Annotated in this window: 14 protein-coding genes; all 14 read left to right on the top strand. The window is 72.6% G+C overall.

Annotated elements, in window-relative coordinates; genetic code table 11:
* Nucleotides 1-142 precede the first annotated feature (142 nt).
* The 14 genes from ACIQF6_RS20545 to ACIQF6_RS20480 all read left to right on the top strand — a co-directional run bounded on the left by ACIQF6_RS20545 (nt 143) and on the right by ACIQF6_RS20480 (nt 19,945).
* Nucleotides 143-511 carry a DUF1508 domain-containing protein gene (locus ACIQF6_RS20545; RefSeq protein WP_400896917.1) on the top strand — a complete coding sequence of 123 codons (369 nt, stop codon included), beginning with the start codon at nt 143-145 and terminating at the stop codon, nt 509-511.
* Nucleotides 508-906 carry a hypothetical protein gene (locus tag ACIQF6_RS20540; protein ID WP_400896915.1) on the top strand — a complete coding sequence of 133 codons (399 nt, stop codon included), beginning with the start codon at nt 508-510 and terminating at the stop codon, nt 904-906. The genes ACIQF6_RS20545 and ACIQF6_RS20540 overlap by 4 nt, the downstream gene beginning before the upstream one ends.
* 354 nt (nt 907-1,260) lie before the next feature.
* Entirely contained in the window at nt 1,261-2,277 is a 1,017-nt protein-coding gene (locus tag ACIQF6_RS20535) for a substrate-binding domain-containing protein (RefSeq protein WP_400896913.1), read from the top strand.
* Between the two features lie 241 nt (nt 2,278-2,518).
* On the top strand, nt 2,519-3,103 hold the full coding sequence (locus ACIQF6_RS20530; RefSeq protein WP_400896911.1) for a hypothetical protein: 585 nt from the start codon (nt 2,519-2,521) through the stop codon (nt 3,101-3,103).
* A gap of 258 nt (nt 3,104-3,361) precedes the next feature.
* Nucleotides 3,362-5,893 carry a hypothetical protein gene (locus tag ACIQF6_RS20525; RefSeq protein WP_400896909.1) on the top strand — a complete coding sequence of 844 codons (2,532 nt, stop codon included), beginning with the start codon at nt 3,362-3,364 and terminating at the stop codon, nt 5,891-5,893.
* Nucleotides 5,894-5,983: 90 nt separating this feature from the next.
* Nucleotides 5,984-6,994 (top strand): phosphate ABC transporter permease subunit PstC, encoded by a 1,011-nt coding sequence (pstC, locus tag ACIQF6_RS20520; RefSeq protein WP_400896907.1) that lies wholly within the window; start codon nt 5,984-5,986, stop codon nt 6,992-6,994.
* Nucleotides 6,995-7,007: 13 nt separating this feature from the next.
* Complete coding sequence (gene pstA, locus ACIQF6_RS20515; RefSeq protein WP_400896905.1) at nt 7,008-8,204, top strand: phosphate ABC transporter permease PstA; 1,197 nt, start codon at nt 7,008-7,010, stop codon at nt 8,202-8,204.
* A 41-nt stretch (nt 8,205-8,245) separates the two neighbouring features.
* Nucleotides 8,246-9,937, top strand: a complete 1,692-nt coding sequence (locus ACIQF6_RS20510; protein WP_400896903.1) for a substrate-binding domain-containing protein — start codon at nt 8,246-8,248, stop codon at nt 9,935-9,937.
* 202 nt (nt 9,938-10,139) lie between these two features.
* Entirely contained in the window at nt 10,140-11,048 is a 909-nt protein-coding gene (locus ACIQF6_RS20505) for a sortase (RefSeq protein ID WP_400896901.1), read from the top strand.
* A 42-nt stretch (nt 11,049-11,090) separates the two neighbouring features.
* Nucleotides 11,091-11,975, top strand: a complete 885-nt coding sequence (locus ACIQF6_RS20500; RefSeq protein WP_400896899.1) for a phosphate ABC transporter ATP-binding protein — start codon at nt 11,091-11,093, stop codon at nt 11,973-11,975.
* A gap of 236 nt (nt 11,976-12,211) precedes the next feature.
* Nucleotides 12,212-12,763, top strand: a complete 552-nt coding sequence (locus tag ACIQF6_RS20495) for a YceI family protein (protein ID WP_400896897.1) — start codon at nt 12,212-12,214, stop codon at nt 12,761-12,763.
* A gap of 305 nt (nt 12,764-13,068) precedes the next feature.
* The gene (locus tag ACIQF6_RS20490; protein ID WP_400896895.1) at nt 13,069-13,512 is read left to right on the top strand and encodes an SsgA family sporulation/cell division regulator; all 444 of its coding nucleotides are present in this window, start codon (nt 13,069-13,071) and stop codon (nt 13,510-13,512) included.
* Nucleotides 13,513-14,504: 992 nt separating this feature from the next.
* On the top strand, nt 14,505-19,103 hold the full coding sequence (locus ACIQF6_RS20485) for an AAA domain-containing protein (RefSeq protein WP_400896893.1): 4,599 nt from the start codon (nt 14,505-14,507) through the stop codon (nt 19,101-19,103).
* Nucleotides 19,100-19,945, top strand: a complete 846-nt coding sequence (locus ACIQF6_RS20480) for a hypothetical protein (RefSeq protein WP_400896891.1) — start codon at nt 19,100-19,102, stop codon at nt 19,943-19,945. Before ACIQF6_RS20485 ends, ACIQF6_RS20480 begins: the two co-directional genes overlap by 4 nt.
* The last annotated feature ends 249 nt before the right edge of the window (nt 19,946-20,194 follow it).

The raw sequence follows: 20,194 nt of genomic DNA, 5'->3' as shown, positions 1-20,194 counted from the left end.
TTCCGGAGGTTGTCTGTGCACACATAGCGTTCGCAGCGTGACGATGTGCGTCCGGTTCGTGAGGGATACGGACCGGACGGGCCATGCGGTGCTGCGGCCGAGGACGGCCTCGGGCCGGCGGAGACCCGGGGGGTAGCGGGCGGTGCGCGGGGAGGGTCTGTTCACGGAGCGGGCGTCGAACGGACGGTTCCAGTGGCAGTTGAAGGCGATGAACGGGCGGGTGGTGGCGGTGTCCGCCTCCGTCTACGACTCCGCCGGGGAAGCGGAGCGGGCGTTCGTCGAACTGGTCGCGCTGGGACCGGCGTTGGTGGCGCGGATCACCCATGTGCGGGGCGGCCCGGGCTGGACCTGGGTGGTGCCCGGAGCACGGGGCAATCCGCTGGTCAAGTCCAGTCGGGCGTACGAGCGTTACGCGACCTGCCAGAACGCGTTCCGGCGGTTCATGGCGCTGCTGGCGCGGATGTCGGAGACCGCTCCCGTGCCCGGCGGTGCGCCCGGGGCCGGTCGGTGAGCGGGCCGGAGCCGGGGCGCGGCCCGCGCCTGGTGCCGGTCCGCGGTGCGGACGGGCGGGACGGCTGGTCGCTGGTGGCCGCCAACGGTCGGCGGCTGGCCACCGCCGCCCGGGGGTATCGTTCGGAGCCCGAACTCGCCGCGGGCATAGCCGAGTTGCTCGCGGAGCGGGCCGCGCTGCGGTTCGTGCTGAGCCAGCGCGAGGACCGGCAGTGGACCTGGACGGCGCACCTGCCGGTCCGCAGTACCCGGGCCGGGGCGGGCGGCGGCGAGGCGGTGGCCCGCAGCGCCCGCGGCTATCTGCGGCGCGACCAGTGCCGGCAGAGCGTGACCGGCTTCCTGCGGGCCGTCGACCACGTCCAGCGGATGCGGCGAACGGCCCGAAGTCCCTGGTGAGTCGGCGGTGCCGGCCGGAGTCCCCGCCCGCCCGATGGGTTCGTGGACGTCCGGCCGGTGTCGGTGGTGCGGGGGTGAAGCGGAGATGGCCGAGGTGTCCCCGTGAGCACACCTGGAGAAGAACGTGTCCATGCCGATCAGATGGCATGACGGTTCGTCAGAATCGGCTCTGACCAGCGGGATTGCGGCGAAGCCGGGCGTCCGGTCGGCGCGGCGGGTGGGGCGGGAGAGGCTTCCGGACGGCGGTCCGCGGCAGCCAGGATCACTCCCGCCGGGAAGCCGCGGAGCTGCCCGGTGCCGGACCCTGCGAGGTCCGGTCCAGCGAGGCACGATCCCCCTCGGAGGAAGAGGACCATGCGTCACACCGCTGCCAAGGCGCTCGCGGCCGTTGCGATCACCGCCGCCCTGACCACTGTCGCCGCCGTTCCCGCCATGGCGGACCCGGCCGTGCTCCCCGCCGCGCAGGACATCGTCGGCGCGGGCTCGGACACCACGCAGGCGCTGTTCACCCAGTTCTCCACGGACTACAACGCGACCATCCCGGCCAGCAACACCACCACGCCGCGGCTGTACAGCTGGGACGCCACCGGCTCCGCCAAGATTCCGCCGAAGGCGGGCGTCACCACCCCGATCGACCGCCCGAACGGCTCCGGCGCCGCCATCGCCGCGCTGCCCACCACCCCCTCGCTGGACTTCGCCCGCTCCTCCCGCGCGGCCCAGGCCACCGACGACCCGAGCCTCGACTTCATCGCCTTCGCCAAGGACGCGGTCACCTGGTCCGCCCCGGCCGGCGGCCACGCCCCGGCGAACCTGGCCACCGCCGACCTGGTCGCCATCTACACCTGCCAGAAGACCGACTGGTCGCTGTTCGGCGGCCAGGCCGGCACCATCAAGCCCTACCTGCCGCAGACCGGTTCGGGCACCCGCTCGTTCTTCCTGCAGGCCATCGGCAACGTCACCCCGGGCGCCTGCGTCACCAGCGGCCCGGAGGAGAACGAGGGCACCGACAGCGCCTTCACCAACCCCGACAGCGTCTTCCCGTACTCGGTCGGCCACTACGTGGGCCAGCTGAACGGCCACACCACCGCCACCGACGCCCCCGGCACCCTGACGCTGCGCAACGTCAACGGCGCCGCCCCGCTGACCCCGGGCAACACCCTGAGCTCGACCTTCGCCGGCGGCAGCTACGGCCGCGTGCTGTTCAACGTGGTCCGCGACGCCGACTACACCGCCACCACCACCCAGGGCACCGCGCTGCGCGCCATCTTCAGCAACGGCGGCTGGATCTGCTCCACCGCCGGCCGCGCCGACATCACCAGCTACGGCTTCCTGAACCTGCCGACCACCGGCTGCGGCGTGATCGTCCACTGACGTCCCGTCAGTACCGCTTCACCCGAACCATCTCGCACCACGCCGCCGCCCGTCCCGCAGCCAACCGGGACGGGCGGCGGCCCATGACGGCACACCCGCCGTGCACGACGCACCTCGCACGGCGAAGCGCCTGCGCCTCGCACCGCGATGCACCTGCGCCTCGCACCGCGAAGCACCTGCACGTCGTACCGCCCGCACCGCGAAACACCTGCGCCCCGCACCTCAGCCAGAAGGAGCCACGATGTCCCGCTCGTACGCCCGGATCGCCGCCGCTGCCGCCGGTCTCGCCCTCGTCGCCACCGCCGCCACCGCGACCACCGCCTCGGCCGCGCCCGCCGCCGGCAGCGCGGTGATCCGCGAGAGCAACGCGTTCTTCCAGCAGGCCGCCCAGGCCGGCATCGTGGCCGTGCCGCTGCCCACCGCCACCGCCGGCTACGACGCCGCCAGCGGCCTGTCGGCGAGCTTCCCCGTCACCGGCGGCTCCGGCAGCGTCGCCGAGTTCTGGGGCAGCGTCCAGTTCGGCGGCGGCCTGCTGTTCGTGGACGCCCGCACCGGCAGCGCGGTCGCGTTCCACCAGCTGTCGTTCGCCTCCGACACCTACCAGGTCGTCGGCGTCCCGGACGGCTCCACCACCCCCGTCGCGCTGTTCGCCCCGGCGGGCGAGACCGTCGTCACCCGGACGGGCACCACCCAGAACCTGTCCGCCTCCTCGCTGACCGTCGACCCGGCCGGCGCGCAGTACCTGGACAGCAAGCTGCGCACCTCGTTCTTCACCGCGGGCCAGAGCGTCGGCACCCTCGCGGTGACCTACACCCCGGCCTCCTGACCACACGTCACAGCCGCACCACGCGCCACACCCGCACCGCCCGACCCGCCCGGTCGGGCGGTGCGCGCGTTTCCGGACACTGATGACACGTCAAATTCCTTGATTCGAGCACTAATTGGGGCCTCGTACACCTGGTGGACAGCACCCGGTCAGACGTCACTGGCCGAATATCGTCGGAGCCGCCGAACACCGCCGCTCCGCTCCCTGTCATCCGTGCGTGCCTGCTCCGGTGCGCCCGTCGCCGGAGGTGTTGTGCCCATGAGAGCCCGCCCGTCAGGGCCGAGAATCGGATCACGACCGCTGAGGGCCTGGCTCGCGGCCGTCCTGACGTGGACGCTGGGCGCCGCGGCCGTGCTGCTGCCGCTCGGCGGGACCGGCGTCCAGCAGGCGCAGGCCGCCACCGGCACCACCGTGGTCGGTCCGGCCCGCTGGGACCCGTACACCTGGACCAGCGGCCCGAACGGATCCGTCACCGTGTCGCCGACCAGCGGCCTCGGCAACCAGGTGCTGCACGTCAGCTGGACCGGTTTCACGCCGACCGTCGACGCCGACTTCCAGTCGGTGCCGGTGGTGCTCAACCCGCACGGCAACTCGGGCTTCGACAAGGTCGCCCGCTACCCGGTGCGGATCTACCAGTGCCGCGGCGAGGACCCGAAGGTCACCGACTGCTACGGCTCCAGCCTGTACAACGCCGACCCGGCCAAGGGCTTCCTGCAGGGCTTCCCCGCGCCGGGCACCACCACGCCCGAGTTCCCGTCCAACATGGCGATCGCCGCGACCCGCCCGGACGGCAGCGGCGAGGCCGACATCGAGGTGTGGACCGCGCAGCAGAGCCAGACCCTGGGCTGCGACCCCACGCACAAGTGCTCGCTGGTGATCGAGGCGAACTACGGCGGCGACTCCCTCGGCGCCTACCAGGACCCGGCCGGCGAGATCAACTGCGACGACCACTCGGCGGACTCCGACGGCCTGTTCAACACCGCCAGCGACAACGTGGTGGCGTTCGAGAACACCGGCGGCAAGCGCTACGCCAGCGGTGAGGCCTGCGCCTGGAAGAACCACGTCGTGGTGCCGCTGGACTTCGGACCCACCCCGGCGGCCTGCGCCGCCAAGAACGCCGACTTCTCCGCGATCGGCCTGGAGATGGCCGACCGCGCCGTCCAGCAGTGGCGGACCGGCCTGTGCCAGGACAGCAGCCCGATGTCGCTGCAGTACACCTCCGGCGGCGGCGAGCCGCAGGCCCGGTCGTCGTTCCTGCGCCACGCCGGCGGCGACATCGCGCTCACCGCGATCCCCGACCGCAACCCGGCGACCCGCCCGTACGTGTACGCGCCGCTGGCCACCAGCGCGATCTCGGTGGTCTACCTGGTCGACGACGGCACCACCCGCCGGCAGATCCGCACCCTGCGGCTCAACCAGCGCCTGCTGGCCAAGATGCTGACCCAGAGCTACCGCCTCGACGCCGGCGACAGCACCGACAGCGTCAAGGGCAACCCGATCTGCGTCTTCACCGACCCGGAGTTCCTGAAGCTCAACCCGACCGGCGCCAACGGCCCGAACTGGCCCAGCTGCCTGGCCGGCGGCACCTTCGCCGCCACCGCCCCGATCGTGGTCGGCGGCACCACCGACCTGGTCACCCGGCTGACCACCTGGATCGCCGCCGACCCCGACGCCGCCGAGTTCCTCCAGGGCGCCGCCGACCCGTGGGGCACCCACCTCAACACCAAGTACCTGCGCTCCAGTTACCCCGGCTTCCCGGTCGACGCGTTCCAGCCGCAGGACTTCTCCGGTCCGAAGAACTGGAAGCAGTACGAGTGGAACCCGGTGCTCGGCGGGCTCGGCCAGGTCCTGCGGATGACCATGGACGACCGGCCGTCCTGCCTGAGCACCGACGAGATCAACGGCCAGCACGCCAAGTGCCGCAACCAGGACAACGGCCAGCGCGCCCTGTTCGCCGTCATGGACGCCGGGCAGGCCCAGGCGATGAGCCTGCCCGAGGCCGAACTCCCCAACCCGGCAGGAGGGTTCACCACCCCGACGATCGGCTCCATGCAGGCCGCCGCAGCCGACATGCCGGTCGACGCCGTCACCGGAACGCAGCAACTCCCGTACGGCGACGCCAACTCCGCGTACGCCAAGGACAGCAAGGCCTACCCGCTGACCATGGTCCAGTACGCCATGCTGCCCACCCAGGGCGTCTCCGCGGACAAGGCCGCCGCGATCGCCCGCTTCGTGAGCACCGTCACCGACCCCGGGAAGGGCCAGATCTACGGCCGCCAGCCCGGTCAACTCGCCATCGGATTCGCCGGACTGACGAACGACCAGGTCGGCGCGGCGAAGGCGGCGGCGGGCCACGTCGCGGCCCAGGACGGCGCCCTGCCCGGCAACCAGACCGCCCCCGGCGGCGGAAACTCCGCCAACGGCGGCGGCGACGGCCAGGGCGGAAGCTCCGGCTCCGGCTCCGGATCGGGCGGCAACTCCGGTACCGGCAGCGGCTCCTACGGCTCCGCCGGCACCCCCGCCGAGGCCGCCGCGCCGGGCGCCGCCGACCCGGGCGGCGCCGCCAAGGCCTCCACCAGCGCCTCGCCCCGGCTCGGCACCACCGCCGCCGCCGGACGGTCCGCCGCCGACCGGGCCGGGCTGGCCCGGCTGCTGCTGCCCGTCGTCCTCGCCACCGGCGCGGTGCTGCTGGTCGGCGGACCCACCGTGCTGTTCCTGAACGGCACCTCCGGCGGCGCCGACGTCAGCCGCCGGATCGGCCGGAGCCTCGCCCGCCTGTTCGGCCGTTAGGCCCCGCCCCGCCCGCCGGGCGGGCGCCCCGCGCGCCCGCCCGGCCCCAGCCAGACCCCACGAACCCTCACCGCGCGGAGAGTTGACACCATGACCGCCGCCGTCCAGCCGACGGAAACCCGCGTTCCACCGCCCGACGCCGACCGCCCCCGCCCGATCAGCGCCCCCGCCTCGCCCGCCGACCGGGCCTTCCGCGGGCTGCTGCGCACCGCAGGCCTGTCCGTGTTCGCCCTGATGGGCCTGATCGCGTTCTTCCTGCTGCTGCGCGGCAGCGAGGCACTGAAGGCCGTCGGCTGGTCGTTCCTCACCGAGGAGCGCTGGCGTACCGCCGCGCACTCCTTCGGCATCGCCGCGGTGCTGCCCGACGGCATCCTGATCGCCGTGATCGCGCTGTGCATCGCGGTGCCGGTCGCACTCGCCGCCGCGCTCTTCATCTCCGAGTACGCGCCCGTCCGGCTCCGGCCCTTCCTGGTCTCGCTGGTCGACCTGATGGCGGCCATCCCCAGCATCGTCTACGGCCTGTGGGGCCTGTTCTTCCTCCAGCCGCGGATCGTCGGCCTCTGCCGCTGGCTGGCCGTCCACCTCGGCGGCGCGCTGCCGTTCCTGGAGGTGCGCACCGGCGAGGTCGCCACCTCCTACACCTCGTCCACGTTCATCGCCGGCACCGTGGTCTCCCTGATGATCATCCCGATCGTCACCTCGCTCAGCCGCGAGGTGTTCTCGCAGGCCCCCGCGGGCGAACGCGAAGGCGCGTACGCGCTCGGCTCCACCCGCTGGGGCATGGTCCGCACCGTCGTCCTGCCGTTCGGACGCGGCGGCGTGATCGGCGCCGTGATGCTCGGCTTCGGCCGCGCGATGGGCGAGACCATCGCCGTCGCCCTGATCATCTCGCCGGTGTTCCGGCTCTCCTGGCACGTCCTGGAGAACGGCGGCAACTCGATCTCCTCACTGATCGCGCTGCGCTTCAGCGAGTCCGACAGCCTCTCGCTGTCCGCCCTGATGGCCGCCGGACTGGTGCTCTTCGCCATCACCCTGCTGGTCAACGTGGCCGCCGGGTTCATCATCAGCCGGTCCCGGTCCGGCGCCACCACCTCGGACTGACCGGAGGCCACCGATGACCACCACCACCCTGCCCGACACCGCCGTCGACGCCCCACCCGCCCCCGAGCAGCAGCGGATCCGGCTCGGCGGCGTCACCCGCGAGGAAGTCCTCACGATGGCCGCCGCCGGCGTCGGCTCGCTCGCCCTCGACTGGTTGCTGTACGAGCGCATCCTGCCGTTCAGCGGCGTGCTCGGCTTCCTGCTCTGCTGGTACCTGCTGTTCCTCGCCCTCTACGCCGTCGCCGGACGCCTCCAGTGGGACACCCTGACGGTGCGCGAACGCCTGGCCACCGCACTCGCCTGGAGCTCCGGCCTGCTGGTGACCGGTGTCATCCTCGACCAGCTCTTCTACAGCTTCGCCCGCGGCGTGGCCGCCGCCCGGCACCTGAACTTCTTCACCGAGACCATGCGCACCACCGCGCCGCTCGACCCGATCACCTCCGGCGGCTGCCTGCACGCCATCGTCGGCTCGCTCGAACAGCTCGGCCTGGCCACCCTGTTCTCCGTGCCGCTCGGCATCCTCACCGCCGTCTTCCTGGTCGAGGCCGGATCCACCAGGCGCGGCGCCCGCCTGGTCAAGCCCGTCCGGGTGCTGATCGAGGCGATGACCGCCCTGCCGTCCATCGTCGCCGGGCTCTTCGTCCTCGGCGTCGTCATCCTCACCCTCGGCGCCTCGAAGAGCGGCTTCGCGGCCTCCCTCGCGCTCACCGTGATGATGATGCCGATCGTCACCCGCGCCGCCGAGGTCGTCGTCCGGCTCGTCCCCGGCACCCTCAAGGAGGCGTCCTACGCGCTCGGCGCCAGCCAGTGGCGCACCGTGTGGCACGTCGTCCTGCCCACCGCCCGGCCCGGACTCACCACCGCCGTCGTGCTCGGCATGGCCCGCGGCGTCGGCGAGACCTCACCCGTGCTGCTCACCGCCGGCTTCACCACCCGGCTCAACCTCAACCCCCTGCACGGCAACCAGGTCAGCCTGCCGCTGTACATCTGGAACTACGTCAAGCAGCCCTACCCCGACATGGTGGCCCGGGCGTTCGCCGCCGCGCTGACCCTGATGGCCGTCGTGGTGATCCTGTTCGTCACCGCCCGCATTCTCGGCCGCCACCGCACCCCCGGCGCCCGGCGCACCCGCCGCCCGCTGCGCCGCACCGGCGGCGCCGTCGCCGCGGCCCCCGTGAACCTCGGACCGGCCGGAACGGCGGCGAACTGATGGAACGTCAACTCCCTGCCACGAAGAGGAAGAACCGTCCTGTGCGACTCCGTCATCTGACGTCGGCGCTGCTCGCCGCCGCGCTCGCCCTGCCCGTCGCGCTGCTCGGCGCGACACCCGCGCACGCCGCCACCTCGCTCAGCGCGGACGGCTCCAGCTGGGCCGGGCCGGCCATCGACCAGTGGCGGCGCGACGTCCAACCGATGGGCATCGAGATCGACTTCAGCGCGGTCGGCTCGGCCGCCGGCCGCGTCCAGTGGTCGATCGGCCAGGACGACTTCACCGCCTCCGACGTGCCGTTCCGCTCCAAGGCCGACACCGGCGTCGGCGGCGGCCGGGGCAACGCCGGCGTGGGCCAGGCGGAGAACCCGGTGTACGGCTACTCGTACGTGCCGATCACCGCCGGCGGCACCGCGCTGATGTACCACCTGGAGATCGGCGGCAAGAAGATCACCGACCTGCGGCTGTCCCCGGACACCATCGTCGGCATCTTCACCAACAAGATCACCTCCTGGGACGACCCGAAGATCACCGCGGACTACGGCCGCGCCCTGCCGAAGATCCCGATCACGCCCGTGGTCCGCTCCGACGGCTCCGGCGCCAGCGCGCAGTTCACCCGCTGGATGGAGCACACCCACAAGAACGAGTGGGAGGCCTACTGCACCCAGGTCAACGGCGTCACCTGCGGCGACTACACCGAGTTCTTCCCCGCGGCGGGCCGGATGACCGCGCAGAACGGCTCCGACGTGGTGGCCAGCTACATCCAGTCGCCGACCGGCATCGGCGCGATCGGCTACGACGAGTACGCGTTCGCCAAGCGCAGCAACTGGCCCGTCGTCAAGGTGCTCAACCCGGCCGGGTACTACACCCTGCCCGGCGCGTCGAATGTCGCCGTCGCGCTGACCGCGGCGAAGATCCGCGGCGTGGACGACAACACCTCCACCAGCGACCCCGACTACCTGCAGCAGAACCTCGACGGGGTCTACACCAACAACGACCCGCGCTCCTACCCGATCTCCTCCTACAGCTACCTGATCGTGCCGCGGGCCGGCGCCGCGCTGCCGGTGGCGAAGCGGTTCAACGACGACAAGGGCAACGCGCTCAGCCGCTACCTCGCCTACGTGCTGTGCGCCGGGCAGGCCGAGGCCGACGACCTCGGCTACTCGCCGATCCCGCGCAACCTGGTCCGCGGCGGACTGCTCCAGACCCAGCACATCCCCGGCAACGCCAGCCCCGTCGACCCGAACACCCTCTCCAACTGCCCCAACCCGACCTTCAATTCGGCCGGCGAGCTGACGGTCCTGAAGAACGCCCCGCAGCCCAGCCCGTGCGACAAGCAGGGCAGCCCGCTGGACTGCACCGTGCAGAACGGCCAGGCCGTGAAGACCGGCAACGGCGGCAACTCCGGTGGCAGCAAGGGCGGTTCGGGGAACACCTCGGGCGGCGGCAGCGGCGCGGCCGGCGGCAGCGGCGGGACGGGCGCGGCCGGGGCGGGCGGCGACGCCGGACCGCAGGCGGTCGACCCGCAGACCGGCGAGGTCCTCCTCGACTCCGGATCGGGCGGCGGCAGTTCGGGCGGCAACGCACCCGGCACCGTGGTTGCGCTCGGCGGCCGCCCGCAGGACTGGATGCTGTCCACCCTGACCGCGATCGAACTGCTCGGCGTGGTCACCGTTCCGCCGCTGCTGGCCGCCTGGTGGCGTCGCCGCAACACCACGGCGGGGCCCCGATGAACGACCGTACGCATTCCCCGGCCGGCGTCCGCGTGGCGCTGCGCCGCCCGACCGCAGGCGTTGTCGGCGCCGCACCCGAGGAGTCGCCGCAACACCGCGGCGGGGCCCCGATGAGCGACCGTACGCATTCCCCGGCCGGCGTCCGCGTGGCGCTGCGCCGCCCGACCGCAGGCGTTGTCGGCACCGCACCCGAGGAGACCGGATGACCGCGACCGCCCTGGAGCGGCCCACCCCGGCACCGGCCGGGGCCGCCCCCGTCGTCCCCGCCCCTCCCGCCGGCGCCGGCGGCGGCGGTGACCCGGCCGGGCGCAAACTGGCCGCCGTCGCCTGGTCGGTGACGCTCGCCGCCGTGCTGCTGCTCGGCTTCGCCGGCTACCTGTTCGCCCTCTCCGGGCTCCAGGAGGCACGCCACCAGTCCACCGCGTACGCCACCCTGCGCGACCAGCTCGGCAAGGCCACCGCACCCACCGGCCCGACCGCCGACGGCGCGCCGCTCGCCGTGCTCGACATCCCGGCGCTCGGCCTGCACCAGGCCGTGGTGGTCGAGGGCACCAGCGGCCGCGACCTGATGCGCGGCCCCGGCCACCGCCGTGACACCGTCCTGCCCGGACAGCCCGGCGTCGCCGTGCTGTTCGGCCGCTCCACCGCGTTCGGCGCGCCGTTCGCCGGACTGGCCGGCCTGCGCGAGGGCGACGGCATCGACATCACCACCGGCCAGGGCAGCTTCCACTACACCGTCAACGCCTCCGGCGACGGCGACCACCCGATCACCGACACCGCGCCCAACCGGCTGGTGCTGGTCACCGGGGACTCCGACTGGATCCCCACCAGCACCGTGCTGATCGGCGCCCGGCTCGACGGCGAACCGGAGTCGCTCGGTGCCCGCCGCCCCGCCGCCGCGCCCACCGACAAGGCCCTGGCCGCCGACAAGGGCGCCCTGCCCGCGCTCCAACTCTGGTCACTGGCCCTGCTGTTGGCCGTCGTCGGAGCGGGCCTGGCGGCACGCCACTGGCGGCGCAGCGCGAGCTACCTGTGCTTCGCGCCGGTGGTCGCCGCGCTGCTCTGGTCGGTGTACGAGAACGCCGCCGCCCTGCTGCCCAACGTCTACTGACTCGCTTCGTACCGCCGCTTGCCGGAGAGGACCCGCCCGACGATGACCGAGACCGCACAACCCCCTTACTCCGCCGCCCAGTTCGGCAAGGACCCGGCCGACCCGCCGACCATTCCGCTGCCGCCGGTGACCGCCGACGGGCCGTCAGGGGCGCTGTCCGGCCTGGAGACCCGCGACCTGACCGCCTGGTTCGGCCCGCGCAAGGTGCTGGAACGCGTCTCGCTGCAGATGAGAGCCGGCGAGATCACCGCGCTGATCGGCCCGTCCGGCTGCGGCAAGTCCACCTACCTGCGCATCCTCAACCGGATGCACGAGATGGTGCGCGGCGCGGCGCTGGCCGGCGAGGTGCTGCTCGACGGCGAGGACGTGTACGCGACCGGCCGCCGGCCCGCCGAGGTGCGGCGCCGGATCGGCATGGTGTTCCAGCGGCCCAACCCGTTCCCCGCGATGTCGCTGTACGACAACGTGATCAGCGGCCTGAAGCTGGCCGGCATCAAGGCCGGCCGCGACGAACGCGACCACCTGGTGGAGTCCAGCCTGCGCCAGGCCGGCCTGTGGAACGAGGTCAGCAACCGGCTCGGCACCCCCGGCGGTGCGCTCTCCGGCGGCCAGCAGCAGCGCCTGTGCATCGCCCGCTCGCTCGCGGTCTCGCCGGAGATCCTGCTGATGGACGAGCCCTGCTCGGCGCTCGACCCGACCTCCACCCGCCGCATCGAGGAGACCATCGCCGAACTGCGCCACCGCCTGACCATCGTCATCGTCACCCACAACATGCAGCAGGCGCAGCGGGTTTCGCAGTCCTGCGCGTTCTTCCTGGCCTCCCACGACACGCCCGGCCGGATCGTCGAGGCGGGCCCCACCGAGCGCCTGTTCACCGACCCGGCCGACCCGCGCACCGCGGACTACGTCAACGGCCGCTTCGGCTGAGCCCGCCGGGCGGAGACGGGTCCGGCCCGGGCGGACGCGGGCCCGGTCCGGGCGGCGGTGTGTCACGTCCGGCTCGTGACGGTGCGTCATGCCGACGTCGTGACGGTGTGTCACGCCCGGGTCGGACCACGGGAAGCGCCTAGCGTGGTCGGGTGCGAGTGGGGCGGGCGGTCTCCGGTGCGCCCGCCCGTGCCGCCACGCCGTCATGCCGTCACACCACGAGGAGAGCGCCGACCATGTCCGCCAGCCTGACCGAGCTCACCGGGGACTACGTCCTCGACCCCACGCACACCCGGATCGGCTTCGTCGCCCGCCACGCCATGGTCACCAAGGTGCGCGGCGCCTTCCACCAGTTCGAGGGCACCGCGCACCTGGACGGCGCCGACCCGTCGCGCTCCACCGGCCAGGTCGTCATCAAGGCCGAGAGCATCGACACCGGCGTCGAGCAGCGCGACCAGCACCTGCGCACCAACGACTTCCTGGACGCGCCGAACTTCCCCGACATCACCTTCCGTGCCACCGCCGTCGAGAAGCGCTCCGACAGCGACTACCGCGTCACCGGCGACCTCACCATCAAGGACACCACCCGCCCGGTCACCATCGACTTCGAGTACACCGGCAACGCCGTCGACCCGTACGGCAACCTGCGGGTCGGCCTGGAGGGCTCCGTGACCATCAGCCGCAAGGACTACGGCGTCACCTGGAACGCCGCGCTGGAGGGCGGCGGCGTGCTGGTCGGCGACAAGGTGGTGCTGGAGTTCGACGTCTCCGCCATCAAGCAGGGCTGACGCACCGACTGGCCCGATTGGCTGATTGGCTGACCGGCCCGACTGACCGCTCCGACCGGCATGACTGATCGTCCGGCCCGACCGTCCGGCCCGACCGTCCGGCCCGACCGTCCGGCTCGACCGTCCACGCCGACCGTCCGGGCGCCCGGTCGGGCCGTGTGCGTTTCGCCGCCATCCGGCCTCCCCGACGTTCGGGCGTCCGGCTCGGGCCGTACCATGTGGGCCCGCCCGTCCGCGCTTCGGACGCATGTAACACCCCACCCGGGGAAGGCGGTTGCGGACATCGGAACGAGGAGACCCGCCTGATGCGCACGTGCGTCGAACGCCAGCTGCCCGTCCACGTGTTCGGCCCGACCGGGGGGCGGCGCATCATGCTCCTCGGCTACCACCCGCGAGACCCGTACGCCGTCCGGCTCACCTTCCCCGACGGCACCCCCGACGGGACCGTGACCTGGCTGATCGCCCGCGACCTCCTCGCCACCGGCCTGACCGGCCCCGCCGGCAACGGCGCCGTCCGGATCCGCCCCTGGCCCAACGGCCGTCTCCGGCTCGCCTTCCGGGGCGCCGACGGCACCCGCGCCACCGTCCTCGCTCCCACCGCCCCGCTCGCCGAGTTCCTCACCGCCACCCACACCCTCGTCCCCCCGGGCGCCGAACCCGCCCACCAACCCGCCCCGGACGACGCCGCCACGCTCTTCCCGGCCCCGGCCCCGGACCCGCAGAAGCCGTTGACGCCCGACCACCCCTGACGGCGGCCGCCGGTGATCAGGCGATCAGGTGACCAGCGGTCGGACTCGCCGTTCCAGCCGGTCGCCCAGAGCTGCTCCGGACTCGGCCGTGCGGCCCGCTCCGCCCGAACCAGCGCCTCGTGGCGTTCCCGCAGTTCTGTGACGTCCTCGCCCCACGCCTCCAGCGCCCGAAGCGCGCTCTCCCGCTGGCGGGCCGTGGCACTGGTCGCGAGGTCGGCCCGGACCCGGTCCGCGAGCAGCGGGCGCAGCTGGGCGGGTCGAGGCCGGATCAGCAGCACCGGCGCGGCGGCCTCCAGAGCCGCGAGCCGAACCTGCCGATCGGGATCGTCCAGCAGCGCCGCGACCTCCGCGAACGCCGACGAGAGCGCGTCGGACGCGGCGCCGACCGCCGGATCGGTGCTCGCACCCCAGCTCACCGCCTCCGCCACGTCCGCCAGCCAACACAGCAACTGGGCCCGCACACTGCACTCCTGGCCGAAGAACACCCCGCGGACCTCCGCCCGCGGATCCGCCAGGAGCGCCGCGACGACAGACACGGCCGCCCCGGTCGACCTGTACACCGTGTTCTGATGCAGGACCAGCGACCACAGATCGCCCACCGCCCGCTCCCGCACGGCGAAATCCTCCGCCAGCAGCCGCGCCACGATCACCTCGGTACGCGGCGCCCCGGCTCGTCGGGACAGCAGTGCTCCAACCGCGCCCAGTCGACCCGCTCCGAAACGGCCCGCGCGCGCACCGGCATGGACGGCGGAACCGGCACGTCAGCCATACCGCGAGTATGCCCTGCCACCTCACGCCCGCCCGACCCCCGACCGCACACACCACCCCCGGCCGAGCCCTTCCCCGAGGCGGGGACACGACCGATGCCCGGCCATCGAGACGCATCGTGTCCAAGCCATGACGCAGTGTGAATCCAGCCACTTTGCCGGCATCTCCCACCGGCCGGAACGTCCGTGGTCATTCTGGAACGTTCGTCACCGACCGAGGGGAGAATGGTGGACGTTCAACGGCTGCATGCGCGGAATCCGGAGGTCATCGGGCAGACTGCCGCGCTGCTCGGATTCCTGCGCGAAGTGGTGCAGAGCGGGGCGCAGCGGGCCCGGGACACCCGGTCCTGGGAACAGCTGTGGCTGAGCGACCTGCCCGCCGCGATCGCGCGGCCGACCGACCAGCCGGACCGGGCGCTGCTGGTGCTCGACCACGTTCCGCAGAGCGCACCGCCCGACGTGCCGGCCGAACTGCGCGGCTGGCTCGACGAACAGGACTGCGAGGATCCCGACGGCGGCGATCCGCCGCTCGCCGAGCGAGGCCCCGAACGCACCGGCGCCGCCGTTGAGCTCAGGCAGGACACCGGTGCGACGGTGGAGCGTGCCGAGGCCGACCAGGTGCTGCGCGCGTACGGCAACTGGCTGAGCCGCTGGCGCCGGTGGGCAGAACGCGAGCGGGCCGACCGGCCGCTGCGCGCGCTGTACGAGACCGTCTACCGCTGGCACCAGCGCCTGGTCCAGCAGGACGACCAGATGGAACTGGTCCTCGGCACCGGCCTGTTGACCTGGAGCGAACCGCGCGGCACTGCCCTGCACCGGCACGTGTTCACCCGTCGCGCCGTCACCCACGTCGACAAGCGCACCGCCCGGATCACCGTCCACCTCACCACGGACGGCGAAATGCGCCTGGAGGACCAGGACTTCCTCGACAGCGAGGACGGTCTGGTTCAGGAGCGCTCGACCGCGCTCGCCGAGGAACTCTCCGCCAGCCCCGTGCACCCGCTCGGCGAGGCCGCCCTGGAATGCCTCACCCGGTGGCAGGAACTCGTCCTGCCCCGGCCGGTGTCCTTCAACGCCGGCTGGCGGCCCCCGGCCGCACCCGACGCGAGCATGCGGCTGACCTTCGCGCCCGCGCTGATGCTGCGTCCGCTCGACCGCAACGCGGTCCTGCGCTGCTACGAGCGGATCGCCCAGTCCGTCGTGTCGGAGCGTCAAGCTCCGCTCGGGCTCGCCCAGTTGGTGATGAGCCTGTCCCCGCAGGAACGGGCGGGTTGGAGCGGCGCCCCCACCCGAGGCCTGTTCGAGGAAGAGCCGCTGTTCCCGCTCAAGACCAACGCCCAGCAGCGTGCCGTCCTGGACCGCCTGCAACGCGACACCGGGGTCGTGGTCCAGGGCCCGCCCGGCACCGGCAAGACCCACACCATCGCCAACCTGCTCAGTGCCCTGCTCGCCCAGGGCCAGCGGGTCCTGGTCACCAGCGCCCGCGACCACGCCCTGACCGTGCTGCGCGACAAACTGCCGCCCGCCGTCCGCGACCTGTGCGTGCTGCTGCTGTCCGGTGCCCGGCAGGACGGCGCCAGTGAACTCGAACGGACCGTCAACGCACTCAGCGACCAGGCAGCCTCCGGCGATCCGGCCCAACTGCGCGACGAAATCCGCCGGCTGACCCGGAGCCGGCAGGAGCTGCAGAGTCGGCAGAAACTCCTCACCGAGAAGATCATCGCGCTGCGGGAGGCCGAGCTCTACCAGCACCCCGAGGTCGCACCCGGCTACTTCGGCACTCTCGCCGCGATCGTCCAGCGCGTCCAGGACGCCGCGCCCGGGCTGTCCTGGATCGGCAGCCTCTCCGACCACGCGCCCGCCCGGCCGCCGCTGACCCCCGTCGAAGCCGAAGAGCTGCTGGTGCTGCTCCGGGAAGGCGCCGGCGACCGGTCCGCCGGTCCGCTGCCGGCCGCACCCGGCTTGCTGCCCACTCCCGGTCAGGTCGCCACTGCGATCGCCGACGCCCAGCCTGCCGTCGCCGGCCTCTCGGCCGAGGCCGCCGCCCTGCGCACCCGACTCTCCACCCTCGACACCCCCACCACCGACCACCTGGTCGCCCTGCTCGGTGCCGGACGCGGTCTGCTGCACCGCCTCGGTGTGCCCTGGGACGCCCGCCAGTGGGGCGAGGCCGACTGGACGGCGCGCGCTCTGTCCGACCGGCTCGCCCGCCGTCGCCACGCTCTGTGGGGGCGGGTCGCCGAGGCCGAGCCCGCCCTCGTCGGCACGGCTGCCGCGCTGGCCGCCGTCGGCGTTCGAACCGTCACCCTGCCGTCCGGGCTCAGCGCCGAACAGGCCAACCGGATCGCCGACGCCGTCCCCGAACTGCGCAGACACCTCGCCGGACCACGGACCCTGCGCGGACTGTTCGCCCCCAGGGCGCTTCGCGAGGCCGAGGAGCTCCTGGCCGGCTGCCGGATCGACGGCCGGGTGCCCGCCGACACGACCGACCTCGACGCCGTCCTCGCCCACCTGCGTGCGCACCTGACCCTGGCCACTGTCGGCCTTCGCTGGGCCCAGGCCGGCGCACCGCTCGACGACGGCCCGCTGGAGGTGCGCCTCGCCGACCTCCAGGAACGCTACCGACACCTTGCCGCGATCACCGACTTCGGAGGGCTGCGCGAACGCATCGACGAGCTGCTCGTCGGTCGTACGGTCTTCCTCGACCTGACGAACCCGCAGGCCTGGCAGGACTTCACCTCCGCGGTCACCGCGATGTCCGGCAGGCAGCGAGCCGAGGAGGCCGCCGAACGGCTGACCGGATGGGAACGATCGCTGCGCGCGCCCGCCGACGGATCACCCCCCACCCCCGAATCACTGGCCATGGCGCAGGCCGTCGCCGACCGCGACCTCGACCGCTACACCAAGGAACTCGACGCCTACGCCGCCGCCCACGCCCGGCAGCAGCGCAGCCGGCGCTGCACCCAACTGCTCGACGCGCTTGCCGCCGCGTCCCCCGCCCTGGCCGGCCGGCTCGCCGACGACTGCCACGACCCGGACTGGCCGCAGCGCCTCGCCCGCCTCGACGAGGCCTGGGCCTGGGCCGGAGCCCGCCGGTTCGTCGAGGACGAGCGCGCCCCCGGCCGGGAACAGCGTCTTGACGCCGAACTCACCGAACATGAAGCAAAGTTGGAGCAGCTGACCGGCGACCTGGCTGCCGCCAAGGGCCGCCTGCACTGCCTGGAGCGGATGACCAACGAACAGCGGTCCGCCCTCCAGGCCTACCGCTCCCACATGGCGTCCTACGGAAAGGGCACCGGCAAGAGCGCCGCCCACTTCGGAGCCGCCGCACGCAGCGCCATGCAGGTCGCGCAGGGCGCCGTCCCCGCCTGGGTGATGCCGATCTCCCGGGTCGCCGAAATGATCGAGCCCCACCAGGACGCGTTCGACGTGGTGATCGTCGACGAGGCCAGCCAGGCCGGCATGGACGCCCTGTTCCTGCTCTGGCTGGCGCCCCGGATCATCGTGGTCGGCGACGACAAGCAGTGCACCCCGCCGGTCAACGGGCTCGGCCGTACCCAGCAGATCCAGGACCGCCTGAGCGCCCACCTCCCGGACGTGCCGCGGCACTTGAGGCAGCTGTACATGCCGCACTCGAACCTCTACCAACTGCTGTCCACGTTCTTCCCGTCCACCATCCGGCTCCAGGAGCACTTCCGCTGCATGCCGGAGATCATCGGCTGGTCCTCCGCCACCTTCTACACCCCGCCCGGGCTGATCCCGCTGCGCCAGTACGGCGGCGACCGGCTCGATCCACTGCTGACCCACTACGTCGCCGACGGTGTCGCCGAGGGGCGCGACCACCGGATCCGCAACCGCAAGGAGGCCGAGGCGATCGTCGACTGCCTGGCCGAACTCACGGCCGACCCCGCCTACGAGGGCCGAACCATGGGCGTCATCGTGCTGCAGGGCGGCTTCGGCGGCCAGGTGAAACTGCTGGAACAGCTGATCCAGCAACGGATCCAGGCACCCGTCCGGGAGAAGCACGACATCCGGGTCGGCACCGCCGCGATGTTCCAGGGCGACGAACGCCACGTCATTCTGCTGTCCATGGTGGTCGACAAGGTCCGCAAGATCGCCGGCGGCCAGCGCAACGAACAGCAGGCCTACAACGTCGCCGCCAGCCGGGCCCAGGACCAGATGCGGCTGTTCTATTCCGTCCCGCCGGACCAGCTGAAGCCCGGCGACCTGCGGCTGAACCTGCTCTCCTACATGCAGAACCCGCCGGCCGCGCTCGCCGAGCTGGACGACATCGGGACCGTGCTGCCCGACGTGCCGTGCAAGCCCTTCGACTCACTGTTCGAGCAGCAGGTCTACCTGCGGATCAAGGAACGCGGCTACCACGTCGTCCCGCAGTACCCGGCCGGCAACAAGCGGATCGACCTGGTCGTCGTCGGGGCCCGCGGCCGTCTCGGCGTCGAGTGCGACGGCGACCGCTACCACTCCACCCTCGAACAGCTCCGCCACGACCAGCAACGGGACCGCGAACTCCAGCGCGTCGGCTGGAAGTTCTGGCGGATCCCGGAGAGCGAGTTCCGCTTCGACCCCGAACAGGCGCTGACCGGACTCTGGCAGGAGCTCGACCGCCAGGGCATCAGGCCCGCCAACTACCGCCAGCCCCGCGCCGTCGACGCCCCCGAAACCCCCTGGTCGCCCCTGCTGCTGCCCGAACCGGGCGACGAGCAGGCCGACGAGGAGAACGAAACCACCGACCGCACCGACACCTCCGTCACCGACACCTCAGTCACTTCCGTCACCGACACCGACACCGAAGGAAACCGATGAGCACCGCACGAGTCCTGCCCGACAGCCCACTGCTCGACGAGAAGACCATCGCCGAACTCTCCCGGGTGGTCACCGGCGAGGACGACCTCTACTACCGCAAGGGCTACGAGATCGCCGGATTCCTGCGCCGCGCCGGTTGGCAGGACGTCCCCGAGTACGACGGCCAGTTCCGCCGCGAATGGGCCCTCGAACTGCTCATGGGCCGCCGCGACCAGCCCGCCGAGATCGAGAAGGTCCTGCTCCGGCTGGCCGACGCCCGCGAATACCTGGACGAACCGGAACTCCTCGCCGACGTGGTCACCGCCGTCAACTCCTTCCTGGTGCATGAGGGTTACCGCCTGGAGGGCATCGGCGGCGGCCCCCGCCTGCTGCCCTGCGACCCGGCCCTCGCCCACCCCTCCGAATACGGCGCCTCCGAACTCAAAGCCGCGATGACCGACATCGTCGCCGACCCGAAGATGGCCCTGCTGCTCCAACGCCGCCTCGACGAGGCGCGCACCTGCTACGTCAACGGTGCGCACATCGCAGCGCTCGTCATGCTCGGCAGCCTGCTGGAAGGCGTCCTGCTCCAGGTCGTACGGGAACGCGACCGGTCCCTGCTGGGCAACAGCTCCGACCGCAACGTTCGGTTCGAGACACTCATCGACGTGTGCCACAAGGCCGGCTGGCTCGACGCGGACGCGCAGAAGTTCAGCCACGTGCTGCGCCGCTACCGCAACTTCGTCCACCCCGCGGCCGAGGCCGACGAGCCGAGCCGGCCCGACCGGGACACCCTCGGCATCGGCTGGAAGGTCGTCAACGCCGCGCTGAACGACCTCGCGGCATCGGTGCCCGGCCGGTAAGCCGCGGCCCGATGAATACGGGTGGCCACCGCAGGGCGCGGGGCCACCCGTCTCTCCCCGCGGAGCCGACCGGCCCCGTCACCTGTCGAGTGCGGTGACTATGGGCGCGGCCGCCGCGAAGCAGACCACGGTACCGGCGAGGATGACACCGGTCACGGCCAGGGCCGTCACCGGGGCGGACCATTTCTTCTTGGCGATCGTGGCGTTGGGAGGTGACCCGGAAGCCCGCCCGGAGCAGTCGGGGCATGC

Source organism: Kitasatospora sp. NPDC092948, from assembly GCF_044754805.1.
GTDB lineage: Bacteria > Actinomycetota > Actinomycetes > Streptomycetales > Streptomycetaceae > Kitasatospora.
The sequence above is the reverse complement of the archived record's forward strand: the minus strand, read 5'-3'. Positions and strand labels throughout refer to the sequence as shown.

What these genes read in the sequence shown, in the direction of transcription:
- ACIQF6_RS20495 (WP_400896897.1), top strand. Translation starts at nt 12,212, where the DNA reads ATGTCCGCCAGCCTGACCGAGCTCACCGGGGACTACGTCCTCGACCCC.
- ACIQF6_RS20530 (WP_400896911.1), top strand. Translation starts at nt 2,519, where the DNA reads ATGTCCCGCTCGTACGCCCGGATCGCCGCCGCTGCCGCCGGTCTCGCC.
- ACIQF6_RS20490 (WP_400896895.1), top strand. Translation starts at nt 13,069, where the DNA reads ATGCGCACGTGCGTCGAACGCCAGCTGCCCGTCCACGTGTTCGGCCCG.
- ACIQF6_RS20525 (WP_400896909.1), top strand. Translation starts at nt 3,362, where the DNA reads ATGAGAGCCCGCCCGTCAGGGCCGAGAATCGGATCACGACCGCTGAGG.
- ACIQF6_RS20500 (WP_400896899.1), top strand. Translation starts at nt 11,091, where the DNA reads ATGACCGAGACCGCACAACCCCCTTACTCCGCCGCCCAGTTCGGCAAG.
- pstA (WP_400896905.1), top strand. Translation starts at nt 7,008, where the DNA reads ATGACCACCACCACCCTGCCCGACACCGCCGTCGACGCCCCACCCGCC.
- pstC (WP_400896907.1), top strand. Translation starts at nt 5,984, where the DNA reads ATGACCGCCGCCGTCCAGCCGACGGAAACCCGCGTTCCACCGCCCGAC.
- ACIQF6_RS20505 (WP_400896901.1), top strand. Translation starts at nt 10,140, where the DNA reads ATGACCGCGACCGCCCTGGAGCGGCCCACCCCGGCACCGGCCGGGGCC.
- ACIQF6_RS20535 (WP_400896913.1), top strand. Translation starts at nt 1,261, where the DNA reads ATGCGTCACACCGCTGCCAAGGCGCTCGCGGCCGTTGCGATCACCGCC.
- ACIQF6_RS20480 (WP_400896891.1), top strand. Translation starts at nt 19,100, where the DNA reads ATGAGCACCGCACGAGTCCTGCCCGACAGCCCACTGCTCGACGAGAAG.
- ACIQF6_RS20485 (WP_400896893.1), top strand. Translation starts at nt 14,505, where the DNA reads ATGGTGGACGTTCAACGGCTGCATGCGCGGAATCCGGAGGTCATCGGG.